Annotated in this window: 29 protein-coding genes, 1 tRNA gene and 1 riboswitch; of the genes, 21 read left to right on the forward strand and 9 right to left on the reverse strand. The window is 43.7% G+C overall.

From position 1 onward, the window contains the following. Positions 1-5: 5 nt before the first annotated feature. The 5 genes from ACE1TF_RS01330 (at position 6) to ACE1TF_RS01350 (ending at position 2,291) form a co-directional block, all read left to right on the forward strand. A complete protein-coding gene (locus tag ACE1TF_RS01330; protein WP_375013656.1) occupies positions 6-188 on the forward strand; it encodes a hypothetical protein in 183 nt (60 codons plus the stop codon). Further along, positions 185-742 carry a YdcF family protein gene (locus ACE1TF_RS01335; RefSeq protein WP_375013658.1) on the forward strand — a complete coding sequence of 186 codons (558 nt, stop codon included), beginning with the start codon at positions 185-187 and terminating at the stop codon, positions 740-742. The genes ACE1TF_RS01330 and ACE1TF_RS01335 overlap by 4 nt, the downstream gene beginning before the upstream one ends. A 15-nt stretch (positions 743-757) precedes the next feature. Beyond that, positions 758-1,231: a DinB family protein gene (locus tag ACE1TF_RS01340; protein ID WP_375013660.1), complete on the forward strand. Its 474-nt coding sequence runs from the start codon at positions 758-760 to the stop codon at positions 1,229-1,231. A 14-nt stretch (positions 1,232-1,245) separates the two neighbouring features. Beyond that, positions 1,246-1,791: a GNAT family N-acetyltransferase gene (locus ACE1TF_RS01345; protein WP_375013663.1), complete on the forward strand. Its 546-nt coding sequence runs from the start codon at positions 1,246-1,248 to the stop codon at positions 1,789-1,791. Between the two features lie 278 nt (positions 1,792-2,069). Then, on the forward strand, positions 2,070-2,291 hold the full coding sequence (locus tag ACE1TF_RS01350) for a hypothetical protein (RefSeq protein ID WP_375013665.1): 222 nt from the start codon (positions 2,070-2,072) through the stop codon (positions 2,289-2,291). Positions 2,292-2,383: 92 nt separating this feature from the next. Here ACE1TF_RS01350 and ACE1TF_RS01355 read toward each other — a convergent pair whose 3' ends face one another. Further along, on the reverse strand, positions 2,384-2,728 hold the full coding sequence (locus tag ACE1TF_RS01355; RefSeq protein ID WP_052398599.1) for a YolD-like family protein: 345 nt from the start codon (positions 2,726-2,728) through the stop codon (positions 2,384-2,386). A 159-nt stretch (positions 2,729-2,887) separates the two neighbouring features. Here ACE1TF_RS01355 and ACE1TF_RS01360 point away from each other — a divergent pair, with 159 nt between their 5' ends. From ACE1TF_RS01360 to ACE1TF_RS01395, 8 genes are all read left to right on the forward strand, one after another. Further along, a complete protein-coding gene (locus ACE1TF_RS01360; RefSeq protein WP_375013667.1) occupies positions 2,888-3,655 on the forward strand; it encodes a 3-hydroxyacyl-CoA dehydrogenase in 768 nt (255 codons plus the stop codon). Positions 3,656-3,710: 55 nt separating this feature from the next. Beyond that, positions 3,711-5,318, forward strand: a complete 1,608-nt coding sequence (locus ACE1TF_RS01365; protein ID WP_375013669.1) for a long-chain fatty acid--CoA ligase — start codon at positions 3,711-3,713, stop codon at positions 5,316-5,318. Between the two features lie 218 nt (positions 5,319-5,536). After that, positions 5,537-5,680 (forward strand): hypothetical protein, encoded by a 144-nt coding sequence (locus ACE1TF_RS01370; RefSeq protein WP_193744171.1) that lies wholly within the window; start codon positions 5,537-5,539, stop codon positions 5,678-5,680. Positions 5,681-5,898: 218 nt separating this feature from the next. Then, complete coding sequence (locus tag ACE1TF_RS01375; RefSeq protein ID WP_375013672.1) at positions 5,899-6,087, forward strand: hypothetical protein; 189 nt, start codon at positions 5,899-5,901, stop codon at positions 6,085-6,087. Positions 6,088-6,365: 278 nt separating this feature from the next. Next, positions 6,366-7,970: a ribosomal protection-like ABC-F family protein gene (abc-f, locus tag ACE1TF_RS01380; RefSeq protein ID WP_375013674.1), complete on the forward strand. Its 1,605-nt coding sequence runs from the start codon at positions 6,366-6,368 to the stop codon at positions 7,968-7,970. A 1,513-nt stretch (positions 7,971-9,483) separates the two neighbouring features. Continuing rightward, positions 9,484-10,623, forward strand: a complete 1,140-nt coding sequence (locus ACE1TF_RS01385; protein ID WP_375013677.1) for an MBL fold metallo-hydrolase — start codon at positions 9,484-9,486, stop codon at positions 10,621-10,623. 9 nt (positions 10,624-10,632) lie between these two features. After that, positions 10,633-10,893 (forward strand): DUF3006 domain-containing protein, encoded by a 261-nt coding sequence (locus ACE1TF_RS01390; protein ID WP_042404158.1) that lies wholly within the window; start codon positions 10,633-10,635, stop codon positions 10,891-10,893. 77 nt (positions 10,894-10,970) lie between these two features. Continuing rightward, positions 10,971-11,888 carry a zinc-dependent alcohol dehydrogenase gene (locus ACE1TF_RS01395; RefSeq protein WP_375013680.1) on the forward strand — a complete coding sequence of 306 codons (918 nt, stop codon included), beginning with the start codon at positions 10,971-10,973 and terminating at the stop codon, positions 11,886-11,888. Between the two features lie 45 nt (positions 11,889-11,933). Here the strand turns inward: ACE1TF_RS01395 and ACE1TF_RS01400 are convergent, their stop codons facing one another. The 3 genes from ACE1TF_RS01400 to ACE1TF_RS01410 form a co-directional block, all read right to left on the reverse strand. Then, the gene (locus ACE1TF_RS01400; RefSeq protein ID WP_375013682.1) at positions 11,934-13,079 is read right to left on the reverse strand and encodes a hypothetical protein; all 1,146 of its coding nucleotides are present in this window, start codon (positions 13,077-13,079) and stop codon (positions 11,934-11,936) included. A gap of 354 nt (positions 13,080-13,433) precedes the next feature. Then, entirely contained in the window at positions 13,434-13,958 is a 525-nt protein-coding gene (locus ACE1TF_RS01405; RefSeq protein WP_375013684.1) for a GNAT family N-acetyltransferase, read from the reverse strand. 839 nt (positions 13,959-14,797) lie between these two features. Then, positions 14,798-14,873 (reverse strand) — tRNA-Val (locus ACE1TF_RS01410). Positions 14,874-15,014: 141 nt separating this feature from the next. Between ACE1TF_RS01410 and ACE1TF_RS01415 the strand changes: the two genes are divergently transcribed. From ACE1TF_RS01415 to ACE1TF_RS01425, 3 genes are all read left to right on the forward strand, one after another. Then, entirely contained in the window at positions 15,015-16,157 is a 1,143-nt protein-coding gene (locus tag ACE1TF_RS01415; RefSeq protein ID WP_042403548.1) for an amidohydrolase, read from the forward strand. A 100-nt stretch (positions 16,158-16,257) separates the two neighbouring features. Beyond that, positions 16,258-16,881, forward strand: coding sequence for a superoxide dismutase family protein (locus ACE1TF_RS01420; RefSeq protein WP_375013686.1), 624 nt, complete (start codon positions 16,258-16,260; stop codon positions 16,879-16,881). Positions 16,882-16,972: 91 nt separating this feature from the next. Continuing rightward, complete coding sequence (locus ACE1TF_RS01425; RefSeq protein WP_042403544.1) at positions 16,973-17,218, forward strand: hypothetical protein; 246 nt, start codon at positions 16,973-16,975, stop codon at positions 17,216-17,218. Positions 17,219-17,260: 42 nt separating this feature from the next. On the opposite strand, the gene ACE1TF_RS01430 is transcribed toward ACE1TF_RS01425, so the two are convergent. The 4 genes from ACE1TF_RS01430 to ACE1TF_RS01445 all read right to left on the reverse strand — a co-directional run bounded on the left by ACE1TF_RS01430 (position 17,261) and on the right by ACE1TF_RS01445 (position 19,968). Further along, a complete protein-coding gene (locus tag ACE1TF_RS01430) occupies positions 17,261-17,431 on the reverse strand; it encodes a CsbD family protein (RefSeq protein ID WP_081829423.1) in 171 nt (56 codons plus the stop codon). A gap of 74 nt (positions 17,432-17,505) precedes the next feature. Continuing rightward, positions 17,506-17,823 (reverse strand): metal-sensing transcriptional repressor, encoded by a 318-nt coding sequence (locus tag ACE1TF_RS01435; RefSeq protein WP_042403542.1) that lies wholly within the window; start codon positions 17,821-17,823, stop codon positions 17,506-17,508. Between the two features lie 109 nt (positions 17,824-17,932). Continuing rightward, the gene (locus ACE1TF_RS01440; protein WP_375013689.1) at positions 17,933-19,057 is read right to left on the reverse strand and encodes an ABC transporter permease; all 1,125 of its coding nucleotides are present in this window, start codon (positions 19,055-19,057) and stop codon (positions 17,933-17,935) included. Next, the gene (locus ACE1TF_RS01445) at positions 19,057-19,968 is read right to left on the reverse strand and encodes an ABC transporter ATP-binding protein (RefSeq protein ID WP_375013691.1); all 912 of its coding nucleotides are present in this window, start codon (positions 19,966-19,968) and stop codon (positions 19,057-19,059) included. The genes ACE1TF_RS01440 and ACE1TF_RS01445 overlap by 1 nt, the downstream gene beginning before the upstream one ends. A gap of 414 nt (positions 19,969-20,382) precedes the next feature. Between ACE1TF_RS01445 and copZ the strand changes: the two genes are divergently transcribed. Together copZ and ACE1TF_RS01455 are read left to right on the forward strand one after the other, a co-directional pair. Next, positions 20,383-20,586 (forward strand): copper chaperone CopZ, encoded by a 204-nt coding sequence (copZ, locus tag ACE1TF_RS01450; RefSeq protein ID WP_042403538.1) that lies wholly within the window; start codon positions 20,383-20,385, stop codon positions 20,584-20,586. Between the two features lie 170 nt (positions 20,587-20,756). Beyond that, the gene (locus ACE1TF_RS01455) at positions 20,757-21,278 is read left to right on the forward strand and encodes a cyclase family protein (RefSeq protein ID WP_375013694.1); all 522 of its coding nucleotides are present in this window, start codon (positions 20,757-20,759) and stop codon (positions 21,276-21,278) included. Here ACE1TF_RS01455 and uvsE read toward each other — a convergent pair. Then, positions 21,268-22,227: a UV DNA damage repair endonuclease UvsE gene (gene uvsE / locus ACE1TF_RS01460; RefSeq protein ID WP_375013696.1), complete on the reverse strand. Its 960-nt coding sequence runs from the start codon at positions 22,225-22,227 to the stop codon at positions 21,268-21,270. The two genes, ACE1TF_RS01455 and uvsE, sit on opposite strands and share 11 nt — an antisense overlap. Positions 22,228-22,353: 126 nt before the next feature. Then, a riboswitch (FMN riboswitch) is annotated at positions 22,354-22,497 on the forward strand. 191 nt (positions 22,498-22,688) lie between these two features. On the opposite strand from uvsE, the gene ACE1TF_RS01465 reads away from it, so the two are divergent. From ACE1TF_RS01465 to ACE1TF_RS01475, 3 genes are all read left to right on the forward strand, one after another. After that, positions 22,689-23,294, forward strand: coding sequence for an ECF transporter S component (locus tag ACE1TF_RS01465; protein WP_375013698.1), 606 nt, complete (start codon positions 22,689-22,691; stop codon positions 23,292-23,294). A gap of 108 nt (positions 23,295-23,402) precedes the next feature. After that, a complete protein-coding gene (locus ACE1TF_RS01470) occupies positions 23,403-24,074 on the forward strand; it encodes a response regulator transcription factor (protein ID WP_042403532.1) in 672 nt (223 codons plus the stop codon). Continuing rightward, positions 24,074-25,444: a sensor histidine kinase gene (locus tag ACE1TF_RS01475; RefSeq protein ID WP_052364040.1), complete on the forward strand. Its 1,371-nt coding sequence runs from the start codon at positions 24,074-24,076 to the stop codon at positions 25,442-25,444. Before ACE1TF_RS01470 ends, ACE1TF_RS01475 begins: the two co-directional genes overlap by 1 nt. Positions 25,445-25,522: the final 78 nt, after the last annotated feature.

The raw sequence follows: 25,522 nt of genomic DNA on the forward strand, positions 1-25,522 counted from the left end.
GAGAAGTGCGACATCGCGCGGAGAACGTCTGCTTGTTCATGCGATTTGCCGGATGTGGAACACGTTCATCGGAATCAATAGAGGCGTTGCCAAATGCCCGTCCAGATGACTTTGATTTTTCACTGTCATACGGCATTCATAGCGCCTCAGAAAACGATACGTACGTGGCAAAGGTTGATCGTGAATGATCCGACCTCAACTCATTGAACAGATGACGAACTTTATTTTCGTTGAAACGAAAGTGAGTCATGCAGATGTGATCCTTATTCCAGGTGCTGATCATCGTCAGTTGATGGAAACGGCAGCTCTGATTTACAAACGTGGATTGGCGCCATTCATCCTCCCTTCTGGTGGCTTCAATACTCGCTTACAGACGACCGAGTGGGAGTACTTGCGGCAGATCGGTCTCGCCTATGGTATTCCCGATGCTCGTATCTTAAAAGAAGACCGAGCGACTCACACGCTTGACAATGCTCGGTCTTCTTATCAGGTTTTACAAAGAGAGCAAATCTCAGTGAAGGCCGTTCTCATTGTATGTAAGGCGTGTCATGCAAGAAGGGTGTTATGTTCCTACCAATCAGTGTTTCCAGCGGAAACGACCTTCTTCATCTCTCCGTGTGTGGACCGATTTGGCATTACGAGAGGCAATTGGTTTCAGTCAGCGGTAGGTATTGAACGGACGATGGCAGAAGTGAGTAAGATCGAGAAGTATTTCGGGCTATCAATGGACAACTCACGTTAAGTTAAGGAGCGTACGATGGAAGAACACCAAGCACGAATTATCGCCCACCATAACCGCGTCTTATCCGTTGTGACATCTTTGCAAAGGCTCGATGAGCATGAGTGGAGGACACCCGTCAAGCTTGGCGGGTGGACGGTTGCTGAAGTTATTGCCCATCTTATTCCTTGGGGCGACTTCGTTTTGCAAAAACGCCTCCCTTATTTATTTTCGCAGCATCCACTTCCTAAAGGACCAGAGCGTGAAGGGATCAACAGCCGAGCAGCTGAAAGTGGAAGGTGTATCGCACAACCCGACATCATCGCCGAATTCACTAACATAAGGACAAATCTTTTACAGTCCATTCGAGACATTCATGAAACAGACTGGAATCGCCCCATCTTCATTGGGGATACCGAACTGACCGTGTCCGCATATTTTATAGGGCTTGCGGAACATGATCGTCATCACCTACAGGAAATACGAGCAGTTGTAAGATTGCCGAACAGATAGAGAGAAGGGATGGTATGATTACGTTACGGCCGCACCAACTGGAAGATGCTGAACACGTATCGGCATTATCCTCACACGAGAAAATTAGCGGGGCACTAGGCCTCAGCAAAGCACAAACGTCGGTGGAGGGCACTCGTGCTTTCATCTCCTTCGTCAATGCAGAAGAGGCAAAGGGAAACATGTATTCAAGAGCGATCGTATTCGAAAACAAGATCGTCGGTGTGATTACACTGAAACAGGTGGATTTGAGCAAGCGTTCGTGCCACATCGGTACGTGGATCGGTTATCCGTATTGGGGGCAGGGAATGAACGCCGCAGCAAAAAAACAAATTCTTCAATTTGCCTTTGATGAGCTGAACCTCCAGCGTGTTTTCGCAGGAGCGAAAGCGGAAAATCTGCGCTCAATTAAGGCACAAGAAAAATTGCCGTACATTCGCATGAATGTGGAGCACCTTTTCCCTGATGAGCTAGAGAGCATGGTGAACGAATACGGCACCGACTGCATTCTGAATGTGATTGAAGAGAGGTCGTTCTACCAATGGTTAAATCAAAATCGTTGAGTGTAATGAACGTAGATTTATGAAGTTGAAAACGATAAAAAACATTCGAGTGTTAGTATGGGTAGTGACGGTGATGCTCGGTGTGTAGGCGATTGTTTTCGGATTTTTACCGATGAATACTACTTATTCTGTTGAAGGTCCAGTTTCTAGCTTTTTACCGCTCTCCTTAGCGCTGGTAGGACGTCGTTTTGACTTTTTAATCACAAGCGATATAACAAAGAAGATGCTTTGCACACGCGAAAAAAATCAGCTTTAATCAACTCGACGGATGTTAAGAGATGACGCGCGATGAAATGCGTCATAGAAAGGTGGCAGACATGGAAGGGAACAATATGAAACGCTATACGATGGCTGGGGGAGCAGCGGTAGTGATGGCCGTATGTACAGCCATCACTACCGAATGGCAGCTTGGCTCTGTGTTATGGCCAGCGACGCTGTCTGCTTTTATCGGGACTTTTGTGGCTTGGGTGCTCGTTTATCCACTCGCCCAAAGCCGCTGAGCAGTAGAAAACGGTCGACTAACAGGCTGGTTACTGCGCGGAAGCTATCCAATGGCACATGGCAGCGACGGCCCTTTGTCGTTGATTCACGCTTACGCACGTTCAACATTCATGACCACATCGAACTTCAGGTAGTGCACATCATCGTTTGTGCAAACGATGTGGAATTGCTTCTGGTCATGGCTGACGTAATGGCAGTAGCCTGTGAGTTCAAAGAATGATCCGTTCTTCCAGTATGTGAATAGCAGGGGCTCGTTATATTCCATCGCTTCTCTTAAGATGAGTTCAAATTCGAGCCAGCGTTGTTCATCGAGGATGGGCTTTTTCACCTTTGTTGTGTCCTGTTGATGGGTTAGCCAAGCTTCTCGGTGTTCAGGTAAAATCATTCGACTTGATTCCCAGCGCATGTTTGAACCGGGAGTAAGTTTGTTTGCCATGTGGATCACCTCACAATGAGTATACACGAACATACGTTCTTTTATAAGTGGTAATTTTTTCTTTTAGCAGGAAAATAGCGAAATTCAGCGAAATGTAGCAATGAGAGAATCGATTCATTAGGAAAAAATGAAAAGGCTTACAACTTGGAGGATGTACAGATGAAAAGAGATGAAGTAAAAGCAGTCGTAACAGGTGGTGCCTCAGGATTAGGGGAAGCGACCGTTAGGCAATTTGTTCGTGATGGAGCGCACGTTGCCATCTTGGATGTGAACGAAGAGAGAGGAGAAAAGCTGGCGAGTGAGCTAGGTGAAAACGTGGAGTTTTACGTCACAGACGTCACAGATGAAGAGAGTGTAACGACCGCAATGGATCAAGCCGTTCGTGTGTTCGGTAAGGTGAATACCGTTGTAAACTGCGCAGGTATTGGATCTGCGGAAAAAACGACCGGAAAACGAGGAACGCATCGGCTGGAGTCTTTTAAAAAGGTGATTGAAATCAACCTTGTCGGTACGTTTAACGTCATTCGACTTGCAGCAGAACGAATGAAGGACAATAAGACCAATGAAGAAGGGGAACGAGGGGTCATCATTAACACCGCATCGATCGCCGCATACGATGGGCAAATTGGACAAGCGGCATACAGTGCGTCCAAAGGCGGCGTAGCAGGGATGACACTACCAATAAGTCGTGATTTGGCTTCATTAGGCATACGAGTTGTCACCATTGCTCCAGGTTTATTTGAAACGCCGTTGTTTGAAAGTTTACCAGAAGAAGCACGTAAGTCACTTGAAGAGATGACCCCATTCCCGTCAAGACTTGGTTACCCGTCTGAGTACGGGAAACTGGTCGCATCAATTGTCGATAACGTCATGTTAAATGGAGAAACGATTCGTCTCGACGGAGCGGTTCGTATGCCACCGAAATAAAAAAACAAACCGGTGTGGAGAGCGCTGCATCTAAACATGAAAGGGTTTGATTAAGGTGATGAACACGCCATTAACGATACCTCCAATGCTAGAAAGAGCAGAACGATACTTTCCAGACAAAGAGGTCATTTCCAGGACATTGGACAATGTACAGCGAATGTCGTATCGAGATATTGGCAGACGAACACGCGCGCTTTCAAGTGCCCTTAAGCAATTAGGCGTTCAGCGCGGGGAACGGGTTGCAACACTTGCTTGGAATCACCATCGCCACCTTGAAGCGTATTTTGCCATTCCTGGTGTCGGAGCGGTAATTCATACGGTTAATTTTCGTCTGCCACCAGAGCACCTCGTATACGTAATGAATCATGCTGAAGATCGTGTCGTTCTCGTCGATGAAGATCTTTTACCGCTCATTGAGCGTGTGGCCGATCAACTAACGACGGTACGAGCGTTTATTATCATGACAGATAAACCGTCACTCCCTGAAACCTCTCTCTCACCGGTGTATTCATATGAAGATCTCGTTCAAGAAGGAGATGAGAACTTCTCATTTGTCGCCGATTTGGATGAAAATGAACCTGTCGCAATGTGTTACACGTCAGCGACAACAGGCAAGCCAAAAGGAGTGCTCTATTCGCACCGGGGCATTGTGTTGCATAGCCTCTCACTAGGGTTAACCGATTCAACAGCGATCTCTGAAAAGGATACGGCATTGCCGGTTGTACCGATGTTTCATGTGAATGCATGGGGCATGCCGTTTGCGGCAACTTGGTTTGGAACAACACAAGTGCTCCCAGGTCCACAGTTCACCCCCGAGCTCATTGCACAATTTATCCAAGAAGAAAAAGTAACGATTACTGCAGGGGTTCCGACCATTTGGATTGGTCTGTTGCAAGTGTTAGAAAAAGGGTCGTATGACACGAGCAGTTTGCGTTGTGTGCTCTGTGGAGGTTCTGCTGCACCAAAAGGGATGATCGAGCAGTTTGAAAATGTGTACGGCATTGACTTTTTGCACGCGTATGGGATGACGGAAACTGCACCTCTGGCAACCGTTTCTCAGTTGAAGAGTCATCAATTGAAAGATTCGAAGGAAGAGCAATTGAACATTCGAGCCAAGCAAGGAATGGCGGTACCTCTCGTTGATCTGAAGGCCGTGAATGAGCATGGTGAGATTAAGTGGGACGGAAAAGAAATGGGAGAGCTACTCATTCGCGGTCCATGGATTGCCGATGCATATCATAACGACGATCGCTCCGAGGCAACGTTCAAAGACGGATGGCTATACACCGGAGATGTTGTCACGATTGACCGAGAAGGATCGATTGCCATCGTTGACCGAACGAAAGACTTAATCAAAAGTGGTGGGGAATGGATTTCTTCCGTCGATTTAGAGAATGCACTTATGGCCCATCCTGGAGTGCTCGAAGCCGCTGTTGTCGCCGTGCCAGATGAAAAATGGCAGGAGCGACCAATGGCTTGTGTCGTTCGCAAAGAAGGTTCGGTCGTGACCGAAGAAGAGCTGCTCCAACATCTTGAGACGCAATTTGTGAAATGGTGGGTACCTGATCAGGTGCTGTTTTTAGAAGCACTTCCGAAAACTTCTGTTGGAAAGTTTCTAAAGCGAGCGCTTCGAGAACAAGTAAAAGATCACGCCCGCTCTTAATCCAACGATGGTCATCATTTGTGACCTTATGCGCACGCTTCATTTAGCAAAAGAGCACCACACCTATAGAAAACACAGAGAATGATTCCTTCGTAGCGAATGTAAACGTGTAGATTTCTGACTTTTATCATATGTTTCTGCCACCCTGCCTTTAGTATAATGACAGATAGCACAAGATCTAGAGTGTTTATTGGGGGGCAAAACTTTAAGTGGATCCGATGAAAAAGGAGCTTAAAAAAGTCCAACTAGAGATTGAAGACATAAAGAAAGATTTAAGCCGACTAAGAAGTGAAGCAGACGGAATAAAGACAGAAATGGCAAAACCTTACCGAACCGATTGGAGAGTGTACTCAAGCTATTGAGTGCACTTTTCTTTTATGATTTGTTACAAAATTGTAAGAAAATCGCAAGAAAGAACGGTTCGTTTCTAAGGAGAAGCGAGATACGATAGAAACAGTACACTAAGGGAGGAAGAAAGATTATGAATGCGATCTCTTTGCTGCTCGTTGCGTTCGTATTGCTCGTTATCTCATCCTTTTTCGTTTTTTCAAACCTTTAATTGAATGTAAGGAGAAGCACGATGAAACTTTTGAATGAATTCGGCCGATTCAACCTCTTCCTGCTACTCGGGGGAGGGCTCATCGTCTGGTTATATGTAGATTTCGAAAACCCGCTCGTTGTCGATATGATCATTCTTATTTTCTACGTACTTACTGTCGCTTTACATGCGACCCGGTTCGTACTACTCATTAAAAACAGACAGCGTTGACATTTTTGAAAACGTATGTGATGATAATCTCAATTCTAAGAAAGGTACAGGTACTGTCGCGAATGTGGAACTAATCTTATCAACAAACATAATCAGAATACGTTCAATGAGATTGAACATCATTTTGAAGATGTTTAGAGATGGGATTCGTCTGTCCATTCGTACTTACCTGCCTACACACACGCCCGTTCGGTGATGTTTATTTGTGCGTGTGTGAATAGATAAGCAGTAGAACGATTTGCGGACCCTCTCTAAATGTCTTTAGAGGGGGTTTTTGCGTGCTATTACACGCTAGACAACTATCAAAAAATTATGAAGGACAGGAAGTGTTCTCCGTCGATTCCCTTTATGTGTACGAAGGAGACCGCATCGGCGTCGTCGGTGACAACGGTGCAGGGAAGTCGACGTTACTCTCCATTTTGGCGGGGGAACTCAAAGAGGATTCAGGTACGGTTGAAAGATATGGGAATGCAGTCTATATCCCACAACTCAACGAGGGGGACGTCCAACCGAATGCACGGCTCGCCTCACTATGGAGAGTGCCAGAGGACGATAGAGAGATGAGCGGGGGTGAGCGCACGAGGAAAAAGATTGCGAGCGCACTCGGCGAAGAAGCTGACGTAATCATCGCCGATGAGCCGACGAGTCACTTGGACATACAAGGCATTGAAGGACTTGAGCGTACCCTCAAAATGCACCGGGGTGCAGTGCTACTCACTTCCCATGACAAGCAGTTGCTCAATGAGGTTTGTACGACCATTTGGGAGATTGAAAATCAGACCGTCACGATGTACGAAGGAAATTATGATGCGTATCAACAACAAAAACAAGCCGCTCGTGTTCGGCAAAATAAAGATTACGAAACGTATGCGAAAGAGAAAAAACGGCTGGAATCAGCGATTGAAAATGTTCAGCAAAAATCAGATCGTGTAAAAAAGGCGCCAAGCCGTATGGGTAATTCAGAAGCAAGGTTGCACAAGCGAAGTGCTCGAGCGACGAAGGCGAAGCTGAACCGGGCTGCAGAAACGATGCACTCCAGAATCGATCAGCTTGAAAAAAAAGAAAAGCCAATGGAGCATGAGGCGATTGTGTTTGATATTGCAGAATTTCCTAAGCTTCATAGTCGTTATGCTGTTCAATTTAACGATTGTGAGGTGAAAGTTGGCAACCGTTCGCTCAAATCACAAGTATCTGGAGCCATCAAACCTGGTCAAAAACTTGCCATTACCGGAGCAAATGGCAGTGGAAAAACGACACTTCTTAACATGATTGCAAGTCGAGATTCGGCGCTTACTGTTGCAGGTCCGGCAAAACTAGGCATCTTCTCGCAACAGCAAGAGAACTTAAATGAAAATGAGACCATTTTAGAAAATGTGACGGCAAAAAGCCCGTACAAAGAAACGTTCATTCGAAACGTGCTCGCACGACTTGGTTTTAAGCGAGAAGATGTGCATAAACCGATCGCAGTCCTTAGTGGTGGCGAGAGAGTGCGCGCGTCGCTTGCGACCGTCTTCTTGCATAATAACAATCTTCTGCTATTGGATGAGCCGACCAATTATTTAGACCTCACAACAAAAGAAGCACTTACGGAAGTGTTACGCTCATTTCCTGGTACGATCATTTTTGTTAGCCATGATCGTAGCTTCGTCGACGAAGTCGCTGACGATGAATTGTCGTTTGCCAACAACGTGCCGACCGTCAGCCCAATCTCAAGAGACGAACAAACCGCTCATTCTCATACAGACGAAGATCTTTTAGCGATTGAATTGCAAATTACGGAAACACTAAGTAAGCTCAGCGTCGCAGCAACTGAAGAAGAGAAAAAAGAGCTAGACGCCAAGTTTCAAGATCTTCTTAAAAGAAAACAACGCGCAGTGAAGTAAAAGAAACAAAATGGATGCCTCGTCAGGGCGAGAGAAGCCACTAAAAAACAGCTAATCTTTAAAGCGCACCCGGTACTAATATCTCATCTTTATGTTGCGGGGGAGAAGGATTATGTGGTTTTATAGCGCCTGTAGATCTGGAATATACTGTAATTTGATGATTTATATAGTATGAACTTAAGGTTTTCCTGATTGCGCTGTTGGGTGTTGGGTTGGAGGGGTAACGCGGTGCTGGGTGCCATTTTGCGCGCAAGTTTACACGTTCTGCGCGCAAGTTTGCCTAGTTTAACGATTTTGGCGCTCATTCAGCTAAACTCCTGCGCAGTTTCCAACTGGAGTGCAGATTCAATGCCCATAAGCGAACACCCTTTCGACCTGAACACGGCCGAAGCCAAATCGGACTCGGTTCGGAGCGCGGATGTGCACATGACTTTTAATCTATTCCCGAGTTTGCTCATTCTGTTCCCTAGTTTATGAGAAAATATCGCTTTTCCTGCGATTTTTCACGACTTGAGAACAGTTCGGTCACAACTCGAGCACAGTTTCCATCTTAGCAAGCTCCCCATTGGTTCTTGAAGAGATTCTTTAGTTCAACTTACATAGATCACGTCCGAAACGATCTATATAGGATGAACTTAACATTTTCCTGATTGCACAGTTTGTTGTTGCTTTCCACTTCAGGCGGATGCTTGTACTCCAGAGCACAAGGGCGACATCGGTTCACGTTTCTGCCTCCTGGCTAAGGTGTGTGGAAAGAAGTCCAAATGCCCCATATATTCATTATTGTGACACTTGAGCAAGGAAAATCATGATTTTAAACGTGAATGTGCACATAAACGAAGTCAACGGTCACAAATATTGCATTTTGTGACCGTTGCATGCCGAAAGTGCACGGTTTGAGAGCTGAATGGTCACATAAGTAACAGGCCATAACATTCCTGGCGCCAGGTAGTGACCACCGGTTACGCCTTTATGCCCTTTGGCAAACATTTTCTGTGGTGCTCGCAACCCTCGCAGTGACGACCAACAATCGGCAGCGAAGTTGTCGATTTATTCACATGAACCTCATGAGCTAGTAACAATCGGCACATCAGGTGCCGAAGAAAAACCATACAGTCTTTCATATACCTTGTGCTCATGTGATGTTGGCTTTAGTGACCGAAAAGAGTAATGGAATTTCTTATGCCGAGCGTATAAGAGATAAAATTTAATGCAGCAAAACCACCTCAAGAATCAACGAATTTCTTTAGTGCATCGCATCTTTTCATCAAGTCAGTCGCACAAGACGAACGGTAGATTGTTCGGTTTTTGCGCCAGCGCACAATAAACATTTAGTGAACTTTGGCGGGATTTTTACCTTCACACAGCACCGGTGGCCTTGAAATTAGTTCTGTCGGATTTTTGATCAAACAATCCGGCTGCACGTTGTCCAATTCACTCATCGCTTGTTGTTCTTTTTCGGATAAATCGCTCACCAACTCCTTATACTACAAAAAAGAAAAGGGGGTTGGATATGAAACGCACGGGATTGTATTCATGCTTTATTATACTTTTCGCACTCATAACCGCTTGTAGTATGAATGGTGAAAACAACGCCATTCCAGAAGAAGAGCTAGGAAGAATACAACATTTAGCGAACAACGATCCACAAGATGAGCAAATCAAAGAAGTGGATGAATTGCCAGACCTTTTGGCACATTTTATCGATGCGGGTCAAGGAGAGGCGGTACTGTTGGAAACTGAAGAATTCAATATTCTTATTGATGCTGGTCGTCATGATGATACAGCTGTCATCGATTTTCTACATGATCGGGATATTGAAGAGCTTGATTTGTTTATCGGTTCCAATGTTCATGACGACCATATCGGCCAGCTTCCAGAGATTCTAGAGGAATTAATCGTACACGAAGTATGGATGAACGGAGATGCTGAGACAACTGAAACGTTTGAACGAGCACTTGACGCAATTCAATCGTCTGGTGCGGTGTATCATGAACCAAAAGCAGGAGACAGCACATTGCTTGAAAGAGGGCAGTTAAGCGTGTTGCATCCAGAACAACTTGGCGAGCATAAAAGTAACAACTCCCTCGTCGTAAAGTTTAACTATGGTGATGTGAGCATGATGTTTACTGGCGATCTAGATGAAGACGCAGAAGGTGAGCTTGTATCACGAGAGATGGACCTATCTTCACACATTCTAAAAGTCGCCGATCACGGATCAAATCGTTCAAGCTCAGAAAGCTTTCTCCAAGAAGTGCAGCCGGAGATAGCCATCTATTCAGCAGGTGAGGAAAATTCGCATGGTCATCCCCATGAAGAAGCACTACAACGCCTCACAGCTACAGGAGCTGATGTGTACGGAACCGATACCGATGGGGTTGTGACAGTTTACACAAATGGCCGGGACTACGTCGTGCGTACCGGGGACGGTGCGAAAGGACCCGAATCTCTTTGTGAAGCTGGTCAAGTCGCAGTAAACAATGCAAACGCCAAAGAACTTCAAGAGATCTCGCACATCGGACCGGAGCGTGCGGAGCAAATGATAGATTTGCGGCCGTTTTCATCATATAATGATCTTATGCAAATCGAAGGTATTGGAGAGCGACGATTAGAACAAATCGAATCAGAAAACAGTGTATGCTTTATTGAATAGGAGGCAATGATGCAAACCGTTCAAGCAGTAATTGACCGCATTGAAGACAAAACAAATGCTGTGTTACTTGTAGGCAAAGACGAGATAGAAAGAATTGTTCCTGTACAATCTCTTCCTGACGGTGTGAAAGAAGGGGAATGGCTTCAACTTACGATTGATGACAATCAAGTCACACACATTCAGCAAGACCGCGAGGAAACAGAACGAAGAGAATCCCGAATCAAAAATAAAATGCAACAGCTTCAACAAAAGAAAGGGAACCGTTTCTAACTTGGAGAGCTAAACCATTAGCAAACGAAAAGAAGCAGGTAACAGCCTGCTTCTTTTTTCAAAAATGGGGGTTCGGAATGTTCGCACAAAGTGAATTGCAGTTAATAGATAAACAAACATTACAATGGAAAACGGAATTGATACAGAAACCTAAACACGATGAAGTGCTCGTCCAAACGTTGGCATCAAGCATTAGCATTGGGGCAGAACTGTCTGCTTACTTTGGTGCTGTGAACACATACCCAATACAAACAGGTTATGAAAACGTCGCAGAAGTGGTTCAAATAGGTAACGAGGTTAACGCGGTACGGCCAGGAGACCGAGTTGTTGCCTTTTACGGACACAAGAATATCGAGCTATGCAAAGAGAACCAAGTCATCCCGCTGCCTGATCATGTGAACGAGAGAGCCGCAATACTCGTCATACTCAGTTGCGATGCAGCAAAGGGGGTCAGAAAACTGGCGCCGCGCCGAGAAGATCGTGTCGTTATTTCAGGCATGGGCGTAATCGGGCTTTGGACGGTCTATTATTTGAAACTATTTTACGGTGTGAGGAACGTGGATGTAATCGAGCCAAACGCAGATCGAATGCAACTCGCCAAAACATTCGGAGCAAAAGAACATGTCGATGAAGGTTCTCATAAGCTCCACGGTTGTTACGATTACGGTCTTGAGTGTTCAACTTCCAATCGCGCATTTGGCCAATTACAGCGGCTAGTGTGCACTAACGGAAGCATTTGTTTGCTGTCTGATGGAAATAGCGACCGATTTGAGTTAACCGATGATTACTTTTGCAAAGAACTTACGCTCTTTCGTTCGAGTGATGGTTGGGATTATCGTGAACACTTCGAATGGTTTTTCAGACAAGTAAGCGGCACACCTTACGTTTATGAGCTATTTGAGCAAACCATTGAACAATCTGAGCTGATTGAATGTTTTCACCTACTAGCCGAACGGAAAATGCGCCCCTTAAAAGTTTTCATTCAGTATCGCTAAAAATAGGGAGACCGCATCACCAACGTTTGCGGTCTCCTTATTTTTTTAGTCAATATCAATACGCCAATTTCCGTCAGCAAGAACCTCAAACGCATAAACATCATCATCATTAAACATGAACGTTTGGGTCCCTTCATAATGCCCAATCTCATTAACGAGTAAATTTTGCCCGTTTAATCGTACGACAAAGTTGCTATCCCCGCTATGGGTGAAGGAAAGTCGTTTATTACCGCTACTCATATCCACAAAGACGACGGAGTCTCCGGTTCCTTCAATCGAGTCATCTTCGTTAGTCACTTCTTCTGGAATCGTTTGTGAAACGGAAGCTTCCCAACTTCCATCCGCTTTAACTTCCAAATAAAAATCATCAGTTTGAGGAATAACAGCAAACGTTTCTCCGTCATAATTGCCAATCTCATTCACTAAAAGATCTTGGCCACCATATTCATCTTTTAAATACAAAGCAAAATTGCTTGACCCTTGATGTGTTGCATTGATAACCGCAAATCCAGCATTCAGACTAAATGAATCAGTGGCGGTATCACCACTTCCGCTCAATTCAACAGGGTGAGAGCGAACAAAGGTTTCTTCAAAACGAATTTCACCGAAATCATCAATATGATCGTGACCAATATATTCCCCTTCAAAACCGTACTTCTCCGTAATATCTTCAGTTTGAGCGAACGGATAATACCCTAAAACAGCATGAACTTCCCCGTCTTGAAAACTAGAAATATCTACTTTAGCAGCGAATTCACCATCTTGTACTTCGATATCTCCTTCAATAAATTCATCCATGTGATCTAAATTTGAAATCGTATATGTAACAGTAACCCCATCTTCAAAGCTTGTGTCTCCAGATATGTGTATCTCGTCTTCAGTCGAATCAAAGTTTATACTTGCGTCTAACTCAACAGAGTGGACTTCAGACTCAGACTCTTCTACCTCATCAACCTCTTCTTCTTCAGCAGGCTCTTCATCTGCGCGAGCGACGTCTTCCGACGAATCGTTAGGTAATAAAACCCCCATCATCACAAAAGATAAAACCATCGCACCAAAAGAACCAACACTTGCAATCATCGTCCGCTTAAAATATTCGCGCTTCGTAAAAAAGAGAATAAAAGCAACCACCAATAGACCGAAAGAAGCAAATGCCGCAAAAAAAGCGAATAACCCAAACAAAATTGCCATCAAATTCCTCCAAATACTAAAGTAATGATTATATATTACTATAATATCGGAAACAATTATATAATGTAGAAGAAAAAGGCAAATATATTTTTCAGGAAAAGTATTTTGCTTTTCAATTTTGTTTTTAGGAGTGGGGTCATAAGGCATTTGAATATCTGTATTCTCTTAGTAATATTAATCAAAGCGCTTATTATATATGATAAACGCTCATTCAATATTCCGATGATTATAAGTACCAAAATGCACTTAAGTGATTATGTGCTATATGAACTTTTAAGGATAGGTTTACTAAGAGATAAACTGAAATAGATATATTTTCAAAGTGAATTTAGTGCTCGTAATTCCTGTCAATTTTTAAACAAACTTGTGCATCATAATATCATCAATATATTGGTGATTATCAATTTTTATTTCTTTAACTTTGCGGCCCTCTTCAATAAAACCAATCTTTTTATATAATGAGATGGCTCTGTGATTCGTAGAAAACACTCCTAAACTAATTTTTTCGATATATGTGTTCTTTTCTGCCCATAGTAATAAACTTTCTACAAGAGCTTTACCTACACCTGTACCTCGATGTGCTTTACTTACCGCCATTCCAAAGGAGCCTGTATGTTGTAACCTTTTTCTATCATGTGATTGAAATATTATCCATCCAATTACTTTAGCTTCAAATTCAGCAACAATGATCGTTTCCCGATCATTCTCCAATATTTTATTCATCCATTCTTTTTGATTTGCAAAATTGGGAGTAAATTCAGCAGAAGTGGTAATTAAAAATTTGTCTTCAGAAATTACTGAACTTTGCAGTTGTAATATTTCATCTGAATCATCTAGTTTACCTTTGCGAATACTATAAGGAGTTTTCTTATGCAACATGTATACATCCCCTAACATATAGTTACGAATACTATAACAAACAAGCGAACAAAAATGGATATTAGCGCTCAGCTGGGTAAGTGAACTTTCGATTGATTAATATTCATGTGCTGTAGACGGCGCTGCTCTTAATGCAAATAATTTCATGGATATAGTAACGAATATAGATAAACTGTTACTATCAATAAATGCTGTTAGTCTATCCAGTAGAACCGAGCAGTATGGCATACTTAAATGATCTATATAAGTTGAACTCCTATGATCGAGATCGCTCTTTACGGGTGAATACCTACATATTGACTGTTAAAGCTTATCTCGTTTCACCTCGACAACTATGATGCCGCTCGTTGTTCGTCACTGCAAGAGTTGAAGACAACACGGAAAACGAGTATTGAAGGGTAAAAAAGACGTGACGGCTGGTCCCCACCTGGCGCAAGGAAAGTTATTACCCGTCACTTATGTGACCAGTCAGCTCTCAAATCGGGCGCATATATCGCAATTTGTGACCGCCCGCTCCGTTTATGTGCGGATCCACTTTTAAAATAATGACTTTTCTTTACCAGTTGTCACTTAAATGATTGCATAAGGCGTTTGGACCTCTTTTCGCACACCGAGGCGGAGAGGTGATGCCGCACTTACACCCCGGAGGGTAAAGAGAACACTGTGGCTGAATATTGTCCACCGATGTTGCAATTGAAGTCTGGACTACAAGCATCTGCTTGAAGTGGAGATCAAGTATCAACAGTGTAATCAAGGGAAAATAAGCCCCAAATACGAAAGATTGAATATTTTTACAAAAACAAAAAAACGTCCAACCCCTAAAAGAGTAGCGTTATAAATGGTGTCCCGTACTGGGCTCGAACCAGTGACCTCCACCCTGTCAAGGTGGCGCTCTCCCAACTGAGCTAACGGAACGTATAAGTAATGGCGACAACAATATTATAGGCTGATTTGTTCGTTTTTGTCAATAATATTTTGTTGTTTTTTTGCTATTGAGCATGATCGATGTCCAGATTTATCGTCTTTTGTTACACTGTTTGAAAGGAGTGGTCATAAGTGAAAGCTTTTTATAATGGAACAATCTTTAATGGAGACGGTGAAAAATACGAAGGGAAAGCGCTATTAATTGAAGACGGAAAAGTGAAACGAATTGTAAAAGAAGGGGACATTCCGTCTGAGGCGGAGAAAGTTGATGTTCGCGGCGGGTATATAACCCCTGGGTTTATTGATGTGCATACGCATCTAGGTGTAAGTGAAGAGGGGATCGGGCAAGCAGGGGCGGATTTCAACGAAACGAGCGACCCGGTCACGCCAGAAGTCCGCGCTCTTGATGGCCTCAATCCTTTAGAGGAAGGATTTCAAAATGCCATCCGGACGGGTGTAACGACGGTGCAAGTGTTGCCAGGAAGTGCGAATGTGATCGGTGGAGAAATGTGCACAGTGAAAACATCAGGAAGTATTGCTGATCACATGGCAATTGCCGCCCCGTCGGGTATGAAGGCGGCGTTTGGGGAAAACCCGAAACGTGTGTATGGTTCTCGTACGAAAAAGCCGATTACACGTATGGGCATTGCCTCAATCTTTCGTGAAGAAATGTATCGTACGAAAGAGTATATGGAAAAACGAAAAGCCGGGACGACAGATTTTAAGCTTGGTTATGAGCAGTTAGCGAAAGTATTGCGAAAAGAAATTCCATTCCGCATTCATGCGCACCGAGCAGATGACATTGTTACAGTCCTTCGATTAAAGAAGGAGTTTGATTTTGATTTAACGTTAGAACACGGGACGGAAGCCCATTTGATTGCTGATCATGTGGCGATGCATGATGTATCGGTGTCAGTTGGCCCAACGATGTCACCAAAATCAAAAATCGAAACGAGTCAAAAAAGTTGGCACACGCTAATGGAGCTTGAGATGAGAGGGGTTAATATTGCGATTACGACGGATCATCCTGTCATTGCTATTGAGCATTTGCTCGTAAGTGCATCAAAAGCAATCACTGCTGGGCTAAGTGAAAAGACAGCGATGAAAGCTGTTACATCAAATGCGGCTAAACATCTTGGTCTAGAGGATCGAATCGGTCACCTCGCTAGTGGGATGGACGCAGACTTTGCGATCTGGACAGGCCACCCGTTCCATTATGCATCCACGCATTTAAGCACATGGATTAATGGAGAAAAAATCGAACCTACTGTGTAAAGTCAACGATCCTACACCTATTTTTTGGAATGATCTTTCATGTATGAAAGAAGAAACATGTTGGCAAAGCTAGCATGTAAATAGAAAAGAGGTGTAGGAATTGAGAAAGTATATGATCGTGGCAATGGTTGCGATTTTAGCTACCGGCTGTGCGCAAGACGAGCAAACCCCTGGCGAGGATGAAGTAGAAGAAGTCAATGCCGTTCAACATGAGAATACGCCGTTGAAACCGTCAGCGATGGCAGAAATTATAAATGTAAATCAAGACGTCATTGGCGAGGCGAATTTCTACCAAGACAGTCAAGGGAAGACGGTTGTCCATACGAAAGTCGAAGGGTTAGAGCCTGCAGGATTTCATGGGTTCCATATTCATGAAAAGGGTATTTGTGAAGCGGATGCGGCTGACGGTCCGTTTACGACAGCGGGTGGACATTACTCTCCTGAAGATGTTTCTCATGATCATCATGCTGGAGACATGCCATCCTTGTATGTGAATGAAGATGGCACTGCACAAGCGACATTTATGATGGACCGATTTGGTGCAGAAGAGTTAATTGATGCGGATGTTTCTGTGATGATTCATGAAGGTGCCGATAACTTTGCGAACATTCCTGACCGTTATCAATCTTCAGAGTCAGATGCACCGGGTGCGGATGAAGAAACGAAGAAGGCAGGAGACGCTGGAGACCGAATTGGTTGTGGGGTTGTTGTTGCACCAGAATAAGCAAAAAAGGATGCCGCTGTATGCGTCATCCTTTTTTCTGGATAAAGAAACAAGCTCAAGGGAACGATAATCGTAAAACAGGAGGGATTTGATGACGACGCATTATGTATGCCCAGCATGCAAAACGAATAAAACACGTTTTCACATTATTGAACAGTCTCCGCATGCGGTGAAACTGAATCCACAAACGGGGGATGTAGTCGAAGAATACCAGCAATCAGAATTAGACCCGTTTCACCTGCCTTATAGTGGACCGAGCAACCGCATCCAATGTGGGGCATGTGGGTTAAATGAAGATGAGCGTCAATTCATAAGAACTGACCCCTCGGCCACATAGCAAAAAACGCAGATCGATTTACGATCTGCGTTTTTTAATTCATTACGTATCTTTTAGTTTGCCTTTTGTTTCTTGGGCTGTACCTTTAACTTTATCGAATTTCCCTTTTGCTTGTAAATCAGGATCATTCGTTGCTTTGCCTGCGGCATCTTCTGCAGAACCTTTAATCTTGTTGCCGAGTCCCTTTAGACGATCTTTACTTCCTTTTCCCATTTTGAAGTCCTCCTCGTTGAAGGTTACTTCATATATACCCACCCGTTGTGCAAATGAAACCGTCTCGCCTGTACTTATTTGGCGTATTGCTGAATGACTTTCATCAGCTCATCGATGGATTCTTGTTCTTTGCCGTTTTGGATGTCGTGTACGACGCACGTTTTCGTATGATGTTCAAGTAACGAGTAGCCGACTTTCTTCAATGCGGCTTGAACAGCTGTAATCTGAACGAGGATGTCGACGCAATATCGATCATCTTCAACCATGTTCTGCAAGCCACGAATTTGACCTTCTACGCGACGCAGTCGTTTCAACAATCGTTCCTTATCGTCATTTGTGTGTGGAGAAACCGGTTTTTTGTCCGGCTGTTCGATCAGGGTATCCTCCTGCATTTTATGAACCCCCTTACATGTATCGTTCACTCTCTCTAGTATAGCCTAGCAATGCCATATACGCTATAGTCGTGTTTTCAGGGTTCCCGTCAATTTATTGAGCTATGCGCTAGTTTGCGTGTTTCACGTAACGCCCGTAGCTAAGCCAAGCGATAAATGCGCCAAGCATGCTAAACCCAAGAAGCATTGCAAGTGAGGGCCAAATGTCAACGATCGTAGCCCCGCGTGACATCACATCAAGAAATGCTTGATGCGCCCAGTATTGGGGTAACCCGACACTGATGGTTTGAATAAAGGACGGCATAAATTCTAAAGGCATCCATAATCCAGCCACAATCGCGCCGCCAAGAGCGATCACTTGTGTGAGTGCGATTCCCATATTCTCTGTACGTACAACAAGGCTAAGGCCAAGACCAAGACCTGTCGCAGTCAGGGCAAGGAGTAGGGAAACAGCGGTAATCGCGGGCACATTTCCAAGGGTGATATCGTACACAAAGTAACCGAAAAGGAGAAGAATGACGACTTGCAAAAAAACGATTGTTATAAAAGCGATCCACTTTCCTCCTAGGTATTGTAGCGGGGCAAGCGGTGTTGCTGCCAGCCGCGAAAGCATACCGGATCGTTGATCTTTAATAAATGAGGTGACCATTGAAATCATAATAAAGAAGGTGAACATGACGGCATAACCTGGGATAAGATGAGTGATTGCATCAACCTCTCCACCTGAATCTTGTGCTTCATAAGAAATATCAAACGGTGGCGTGAAAAATTCAGCGACCATGGCAGCATCTTCCCACTCCTCTTGTGCCAATGTGTACTGCTCTTCTGCTTGTAATCCGTATCGCAAATTTTCTAACATCGCAATCATTGGTGCAGCCACTTCTTCGCGCACTTGTTCGTAATATAAATGCGCGCTCCCGTCATTTGAGAAGCCTTCAGGAAGATGAAATAGCACATTCATCTGACCGGATTGAATTTGTTCTACACTGTTTGCGTAGCTCTCTTCTTTTACTAATTCGACGTTTTCAAGTGTGGAAATTTCTTGCAATAGTTCAGCAGATTCATCGCTTTGATCGGTGTCAACGTAATGCAATGTCAATTCTTGATCTGTTGTGTCTGATCCGAAAATCGATGCGAACACAACGATAAAGGCAATCGGGAGAAGTAATGTCCAAAAAATTAATCCTTTGTCTTTGAGGTTTTTCTTCATTTCCAGTACATACATTGGAATCATTACTGAGCGTCCCCCTCTCGCAGTGCAGTCCCAGTTAATTGAATAAAGATATCTTCCAGTTTTGGTTGCGATACTTCAAGCCGAGCAATCGGGATGTGATCTCGCTCAAATTGGTGGGCCATCTTCTCTAACAGTTGCAATGGCTGTTCTGTAAGAATGCGATACCCGTTTCCTTTTTCCTCTACATGTTCAAATGGCTTCAATATGTCGGGTTGCTCAGATTGGAATTCAACATAGACCCCAGACTTGGCATGCTGATTGGCAATCTGGGAAAGAGAACCGCACGCAACCACTTCACCATGATCAATAAAGGCAACTCGATTGCAAAGCTGTTCGACTTCTTCCATGTAATGACTCGTATAAATGATCGTCTTGCCAAGACGTCTTAAACGATGAATAAGTGAATAGATATTGTAACGAGATTGGGGGTCAATTCCGACCGTTGGCTCATCCATAATGAGAACATCTGGGTCGTGCAAGAGTGCACAGCCGATGTTCAGTCTACGCTTCATCCCTCCAGAAAATGTAGATACAACGTCTTTTCTTTGATTCGTGAGGCTGATTTGTTCGAGAACAGCATCCATTCTTTCTCGTCTTTCTTTTCCTTTTAAATGATGGATTCGAGCGAAAAAGGTTAAGTTATCTTCAGCAGTGAGTGTTTCTTCTAAACAAATGTCTTGAGGTACGTATCCAATCATACTTTGACTCGTCTTTTGGAGCGGGCGTTCTTGAATCGTGATGCTCCCTCGGTCATGTTGCAAAATCGACGTTAATATTTTGATTAGTGTAGATTTCCCTGCACCATTAGGTCCAACAAGACCGAAGCAATCTCCTTGTTGAATATCAATGTCAATGGCTTGTAAGGCGTTTTTGTTCTTATATGATTTGGAAACTCCTGTTATTTGAATCATTGCTTATCTCCTCCAGCGCGTTGTTTATAGCTATAATGTATACTGAATAAAGACTCGCATTTACATGTTTTGCATAAGGCGCACGAGCGGATGACCAACATGTAGAAATGAGTGTATGAGGAGTTAAAAGCAGCAATAGCGTCATTACTCAGTACTACCGGGTTGCACGTCAGCGTCGAGACGATGAGAAACAGGAATTCATTCTTAATTAATCTCCGCTACAGAACGCATTGCGTCTATAAACGTTTGAAATGCTAAGTGAGGAGCATGAATCATCGTAAAACGAAATGTTATTTTCCGACTTCTCTATGTTAAGATTTTACTTGTAGGATATGTAGTAAATGTCCGAGAATCATCGGTTGAATGACGAACATTTCATGGAGATGGAGCAGTGTACGAAGGAGGTGGATCGCAATGAATACGACACTAAATGTAACAGGTATGTCTTGTGGGCACTGTGTGAAGGCAATTGAATCAAGTGTTGGGGAAATGAACGGTGTGGCGTCTGTCGTTGTACACCTTGACGAAAACAAAGTCGATGTAAATTTTAACGATAGCGAAGTAACATTGGATAAGATTAAAGAAGAAATTGAAGATCAAGGATATGACGTCGTGTAGTCTAATGATTTGAAACTCCCCAAACGTTCGTGTATAAACACACGTTTGGGGTTCTTTATTTTCTTTCGTTTTTGGCCGATAGGATAAATATATTGCATTGAAAGAAAACACGAACAACAAATGATCTTTAATAATCGATGGGATGACGAGATGATCCAAAGGAGGAAAAAATGAAAATCATTGATTTAACGGCACCGATTGAATCAGGAATGACGGTCTACCCAGGCGATCCGGAAGTAAACCTAGACGTTGCAACGACAATTGAGCAGCAAGGATTCGAAGTCCGTCGTTTAAGTTTAGGATCTCATACCGGCACTCATGTGGATGCGTTTTCGCACATGCATGCCGGAAAGCAAACGATCGATCAGATCCCTCTCACGACTTTCGTGCACGTTGCGGTTCTCGTTAATGATGTCCATCATCTTCCAGAGCGAACAGGGCTTGTATTCCGACAAGACGTCGGCATCGAGCACTTTGATGCGATTGTAAAAGCCGCACCGCCGTTTGCCGCAGGTGAAATTGATTTTGACTTAGAAAAAGCGTTGTTAGGGCACGGGATTGTCACGTACACAAACCTTGTTAACCTAGACCGTGTACCGGTCAGAAAGCCGTTTCTTTGGGTAGGATTGCCACTACATATTAAAGGTGGAGATGGTTCGCCGGTTCGCGCTGTGGCCGTCTTTAACGAATAACTATGGACCCTCCTGAAACTTGATTCATGCCACGCTTTTTGGAGAGGCGATCAATGAGAGACAAACAAGCACGATCTTTTGCTTTTGCTTCAATCATGAAATCCACATTTTCTCGAATGGTTTTCAAACCGTCGAGCAGCGGCTCGAGAAATGTTTCATCGACATAATCCGCGTGGCTCCGAAAAGCGGTTTTGCTTTTTGGCGAGGAAATGTGAATTTTGGCGGGTTGAGAGGTGGATTCCCAAGTCGCAAAAACCCGAGGAAGTAGCTCTGTTAGCTCTTCGTCGTCGGTATGATTTGCCACGTAATGATGATAGTCAAACATCATCGGAATGCTGTGTTGCTCGGCGACAGCGAGTGTTTCCGTCGTCGTATACGTTTTATCGTCATTTTCAAGTGTGAGTTGTTTTAAGATGTGAGCGGGAACCTTCTTTATGTTGTTGTGAAACCGTTCGAGCGCTTTCTCTTTATCGCCATAAGCGCCTCCAACGTGGATGTTAATTCGAATCTCTTCGTGTAGACCCATCGCTTTTGCGAGCTCGTAATGATAAACCAAATCTTCAACGGCTTTTTCAGTGACGTGATCACGATCACTCGTAAACAGGGTGAACTGATTCGGGTGAAAACTCGTTCGTAATTGATGGGTTTTAACAAGAGTGCCAATCTCTTTATATAAATGAGAAAAGGGCGTTATATAATCCCACTGTGTTTCAGGATGTGTTGCAAGTGGAACGAGTGAAGAGGAGAACCGGTATAACGGAATTTCATGGGCAATTAAGTAATGGATAATCCGTTTCGTGCGTAATAAATTCATTTCGGTCACGTCATGCAATTTCTTTTTACCTTCTTTCTCGCCAAGCTGGCGATAACGAGAAAACGTAACTGTTTTTGCAGGTGATGCTTCATAAAGGTCAAGGGCATTGGCAACAAAACCAAAGCGGATGTGCATTGTAGGCCTCCCAAGGTAGTGAATGGATGTCTCAAAAAGCATACCCATTGCGCGTAATCTTAAACATTGAGGACAAATGGTTGACGGTTTGCGCATCATCCGATACACTAAGTTACATAATCTAATATAAATCTTCGGGGCAGGGTGAAATTCCCGACCGACGGTAAGTTACGCGCGTTGTAACAAGTCCGTGACCCACTTTTATTTTAAAGTGGTTGATCCGGTGTGATTCCGGAACCGACAGTATAGTCTGGATGGGAGAAGATTGCAGAGAAAGTCGTTCCTACTCGATGGGTAGCATGTTTATCATGCGGCCGATTTGTTTAGGTGAACGCTTTGTTATTGATCGCTCAAGCCCCTCGCAGTTTACTGTCGAGGGGCTTTTTTAATGAAAAACAACGAACATAACAAAGTGAACAACTCTGTTATCCCTTTTTTACCGGAGAAGGGAGGCAATTATTATGAACAACCAATCATCGAAAACGTTCCGAATGGTAAGCTATGCCATACTTGGTGCACTAGGTACCGCGTTTATGTTTCTAAGCTTTCCGTTGCCGTTTCTAACAGCTACACCGTTTTTAAGCATTGATTTTAGTGAAATTCCTGTGTTGTTAGCGGCCATTCTGTTCTCGCCTGTTGCAGGCATTGCCGTCGCAGGTATTAAAATCGCTCTTTATACACTATTTATGGGGGCGGGCGACCCGATCGGTATGGTGACGAACTTTACCGCAAGCTTAGCATTTGTGTTGCCGATTGCGTATATCTATCGTCGGTACCGGACGACGCGCAGCCTCGTTGTTGGCGTAGGTGTGGGCACATTTTCACTTACCGTTATTCTTAGCGTACTCAATTATTTTGTTTTCTTACCCGCTTACGTATGGCTTGTGGAAATGCCATTTACCCCTGAAATTATGATGACAATGGTTCTCGCAGGGATATTGCCATTTAATCTAATGAAAGGCATTCTCGTCGGTGCGGTATTTGTTCCAGTATTTTTGAAACTATACCCACTTCTTCAAAAGCAAAAAATTGGTGCTGGTTTAAAGAAACAACCAGTAAATGAATAGAGATGAACCTTTCGCTTCATTGATTTATAATGAAGCGAAAGGTTTTTTTGTGATGTCATCCTCAGTTCATACACGAGGGGTATACTGCAGAGAAAGGGCGGTGAAAGTATGACAACCATTCTTGTCGCTGATGATGATGCGAACATACGAAGACTCATCCGTTTGTACTTAGAAAATGATCAATTCCGTGTAATCGAAGCATTAGATGGAGAAGAAGCGCTAGAAAAAATGAAGGAACAACCCGTTTCTTTAGCGATTATCGATGTGATGATGCCGAAAGTAAACGGATGGGAAGTGACGAGGTTCATTCGCCAATCTTATACATTGCCCATTCTCATCGTGACAGCAAAAGGCGAGTCAAGTGATAAAATCGAAGGATTTAACGCAGGGACCGATGATTATCTTGTTAAACCGTTTGATCCAGTAGAGCTCGTATTACGTGTCAAAGCATTACTAAACCGCTACGAGTTGTTCACTGCACAAGAAGTTCAAATTGGTCCGTACGTCATTCAAAAGGATAAACTTAAAGTGACGAGTGACAGGACGGAGGTCGCGTTAAAAAGAAAAGAATGCGAACTGCTGTTTCATCTTGCGAAATTCCCAGGCACGATTTTCACTCGAGATCAATTGATACAACTCATATGGGGACATGACTATGAAGGGGATGATCGAACGGTCGATGTGCATATTAAACGATTAAGGGAGAAAATTCGCCCGTTTGAAGGGCTATCGATTCGGACCATTCGAGGGTTGGGATATACGATGGAGGAGTATGGATAATGCTCATCTTATTTTTTCGAAGAAGCTTTCACGCGAGAATCGTCACGATGTTTATCGTCGTGCTGCTCATCAGTCTATGTGCCGCCTATATGTTTACATACGTCTTCTACCCAGAACATCATCGTTCTGAACAATCCCTTTCAACAGTTGAAGATGGCATCAATGCCTTGCTTCTTTCTGAAGAAGCAGCGTCGATCGCCGATTTAGAAGCGAATGCGAGGGAACATCAAGCAACATTGACTGTTTTGGATGAAGAGCAACAATTGCAATACAGAAGTGAAGCCGCACAACCCATATCAGACGCTTCCATCAACAATTTCTCATCTCTAAGTGAAGGTGAATCTTCTTTTGTTTTTAAAGGGACGGAAGAGTTGTTTGAGATTGCGATCGCGCGACCGATTAATGGAGAGTTGCATACGCTCGTCTATCAAGTTGATTTGTCAGCAGAATCACAAGCTGTTCGTGATATTATCATTGCTTCATTGCTCGTCGTATTTATTGTAGGTAGCATACTGTTTCTCATCGCTTCCACACCGATCGTCTCGCCGATTAACTTGCTATCAAAAGCAGCAAAAAAAATGGCAACTGGAGATTTTTCGGTTTACATTCAGAAAAAAAGGGAAGATGAAATTGGCGAGCTAGTGGACAATTTCAACTACATGTCCAAAGAGTTGCAAAAAGTGGAGAATATGCGACAAGAGTTCGTGAGTAATGTTTCTCACGAGTTTAAGGCGCCGATGACGACGATCAATGGATTCACTCAAGCGATTCGAGACGGGGTTGTGAAAGAAAATGAGCGGGAAGAGTACTTAGCGATTATTCAGTCGAGTACCCAACGTTTATCCCGGCTTAGTGATCACTTGCTGCAACTCGCTTCGTTAGAATCAGAACATCATCCACTGCAAATGACTTCATATGCTTTGGATGAGCAAATTCGTAGGGTGATTTTATCTACGCGCTTACTTTGGGAAGAGAAGCATATCGATATTCAAGTTGAGTTGCCTTCGATTACCATTGAGGCAGACCAAGATTTAATGGAACAAGTATGGATGAACTTGTTTACGAATGCGATTAAATTCTCGCACAGTCACGGCACTATATGGGTGAATGTCATTGTGCTTCCCCAACAGATCAAATTGGTTATCGAAGACGAAGGGATTGGGATCGCTGAAGAACACCTTTCTTATGTGTTTGACCGTTTTTATACGGTAGATGAAGCAAGAACGCCTGAAAAGAGTGGCAATGGTCTCGGACTTCCCCTCGTTCAACGAATTGTTGATGCACATGGATTTTCAATCAATGTTCAGAGCAAAATAAACGAAGGGTCGACGTTCACTGTGACGATCATGCCTTCCATAAGTTATGACTAATTTGTGACAACGGTAAGAATGTGAAGTTGGTTCATAATCAGTTCATCGTTCCGGTGTATGCTAATGAAGTGCATTTCC

Source organism: Geomicrobium sp. JSM 1781026, from assembly GCF_041949955.1.
Taxonomy (GTDB): Bacteria; Bacillota; Bacilli; order Bacillales; family Marinococcaceae; genus Geomicrobium_A.

Coding starts and splice junctions, on each gene's coding strand:
- ACE1TF_RS01335 (WP_375013658.1), top strand. CDS start 185: ATGATCCGACCTCAACTCATTGAACAGATGACGAACTTTATTTTCGTT.
- ACE1TF_RS01340 (WP_375013660.1), top strand. CDS start 758: ATGGAAGAACACCAAGCACGAATTATCGCCCACCATAACCGCGTCTTA.
- ACE1TF_RS01345 (WP_375013663.1), top strand. CDS start 1,246: ATGATTACGTTACGGCCGCACCAACTGGAAGATGCTGAACACGTATCG.
- ACE1TF_RS01350 (WP_375013665.1), top strand. CDS start 2,070: ATGACGCGCGATGAAATGCGTCATAGAAAGGTGGCAGACATGGAAGGG.
- ACE1TF_RS01355 (WP_052398599.1), bottom strand. CDS start 2,728: ATGGCAAACAAACTTACTCCCGGTTCAAACATGCGCTGGGAATCAAGT.
- ACE1TF_RS01360 (WP_375013667.1), top strand. CDS start 2,888: ATGAAAAGAGATGAAGTAAAAGCAGTCGTAACAGGTGGTGCCTCAGGA.
- ACE1TF_RS01370 (WP_193744171.1), top strand. CDS start 5,537: ATGAAAAAGGAGCTTAAAAAAGTCCAACTAGAGATTGAAGACATAAAG.
- ACE1TF_RS01375 (WP_375013672.1), top strand. CDS start 5,899: ATGAAACTTTTGAATGAATTCGGCCGATTCAACCTCTTCCTGCTACTC.
- ACE1TF_RS01385 (WP_375013677.1), top strand. CDS start 9,484: ATGAAACGCACGGGATTGTATTCATGCTTTATTATACTTTTCGCACTC.
- ACE1TF_RS01390 (WP_042404158.1), top strand. CDS start 10,633: ATGCAAACCGTTCAAGCAGTAATTGACCGCATTGAAGACAAAACAAAT.
- ACE1TF_RS01395 (WP_375013680.1), top strand. CDS start 10,971: ATGTTCGCACAAAGTGAATTGCAGTTAATAGATAAACAAACATTACAA.
- ACE1TF_RS01400 (WP_375013682.1), bottom strand. CDS start 13,079: ATGGCAATTTTGTTTGGGTTATTCGCTTTTTTTGCGGCATTTGCTTCT.
- ACE1TF_RS01405 (WP_375013684.1), bottom strand. CDS start 13,958: ATGTTGCATAAGAAAACTCCTTATAGTATTCGCAAAGGTAAACTAGAT.
- ACE1TF_RS01425 (WP_042403544.1), top strand. CDS start 16,973: ATGACGACGCATTATGTATGCCCAGCATGCAAAACGAATAAAACACGT.
- ACE1TF_RS01430 (WP_081829423.1), bottom strand. CDS start 17,431: ATGGGAAAAGGAAGTAAAGATCGTCTAAAGGGACTCGGCAACAAGATT.
- ACE1TF_RS01435 (WP_042403542.1), bottom strand. CDS start 17,823: ATGCAGGAGGATACCCTGATCGAACAGCCGGACAAAAAACCGGTTTCT.
- ACE1TF_RS01440 (WP_375013689.1), bottom strand. CDS start 19,057: ATGATTCCAATGTATGTACTGGAAATGAAGAAAAACCTCAAAGACAAA.
- ACE1TF_RS01445 (WP_375013691.1), bottom strand. CDS start 19,968: ATGATTCAAATAACAGGAGTTTCCAAATCATATAAGAACAAAAACGCC.
- copZ (WP_042403538.1), top strand. CDS start 20,383: ATGAATACGACACTAAATGTAACAGGTATGTCTTGTGGGCACTGTGTG.
- ACE1TF_RS01455 (WP_375013694.1), top strand. CDS start 20,757: ATGAAAATCATTGATTTAACGGCACCGATTGAATCAGGAATGACGGTC.
- uvsE (WP_375013696.1), bottom strand. CDS start 22,227: ATGCACATCCGCTTTGGTTTTGTTGCCAATGCCCTTGACCTTTATGAA.
- ACE1TF_RS01465 (WP_375013698.1), top strand. CDS start 22,689: ATGAACAACCAATCATCGAAAACGTTCCGAATGGTAAGCTATGCCATA.
- ACE1TF_RS01470 (WP_042403532.1), top strand. CDS start 23,403: ATGACAACCATTCTTGTCGCTGATGATGATGCGAACATACGAAGACTC.
- ACE1TF_RS01475 (WP_052364040.1), top strand. CDS start 24,074: ATGCTCATCTTATTTTTTCGAAGAAGCTTTCACGCGAGAATCGTCACG.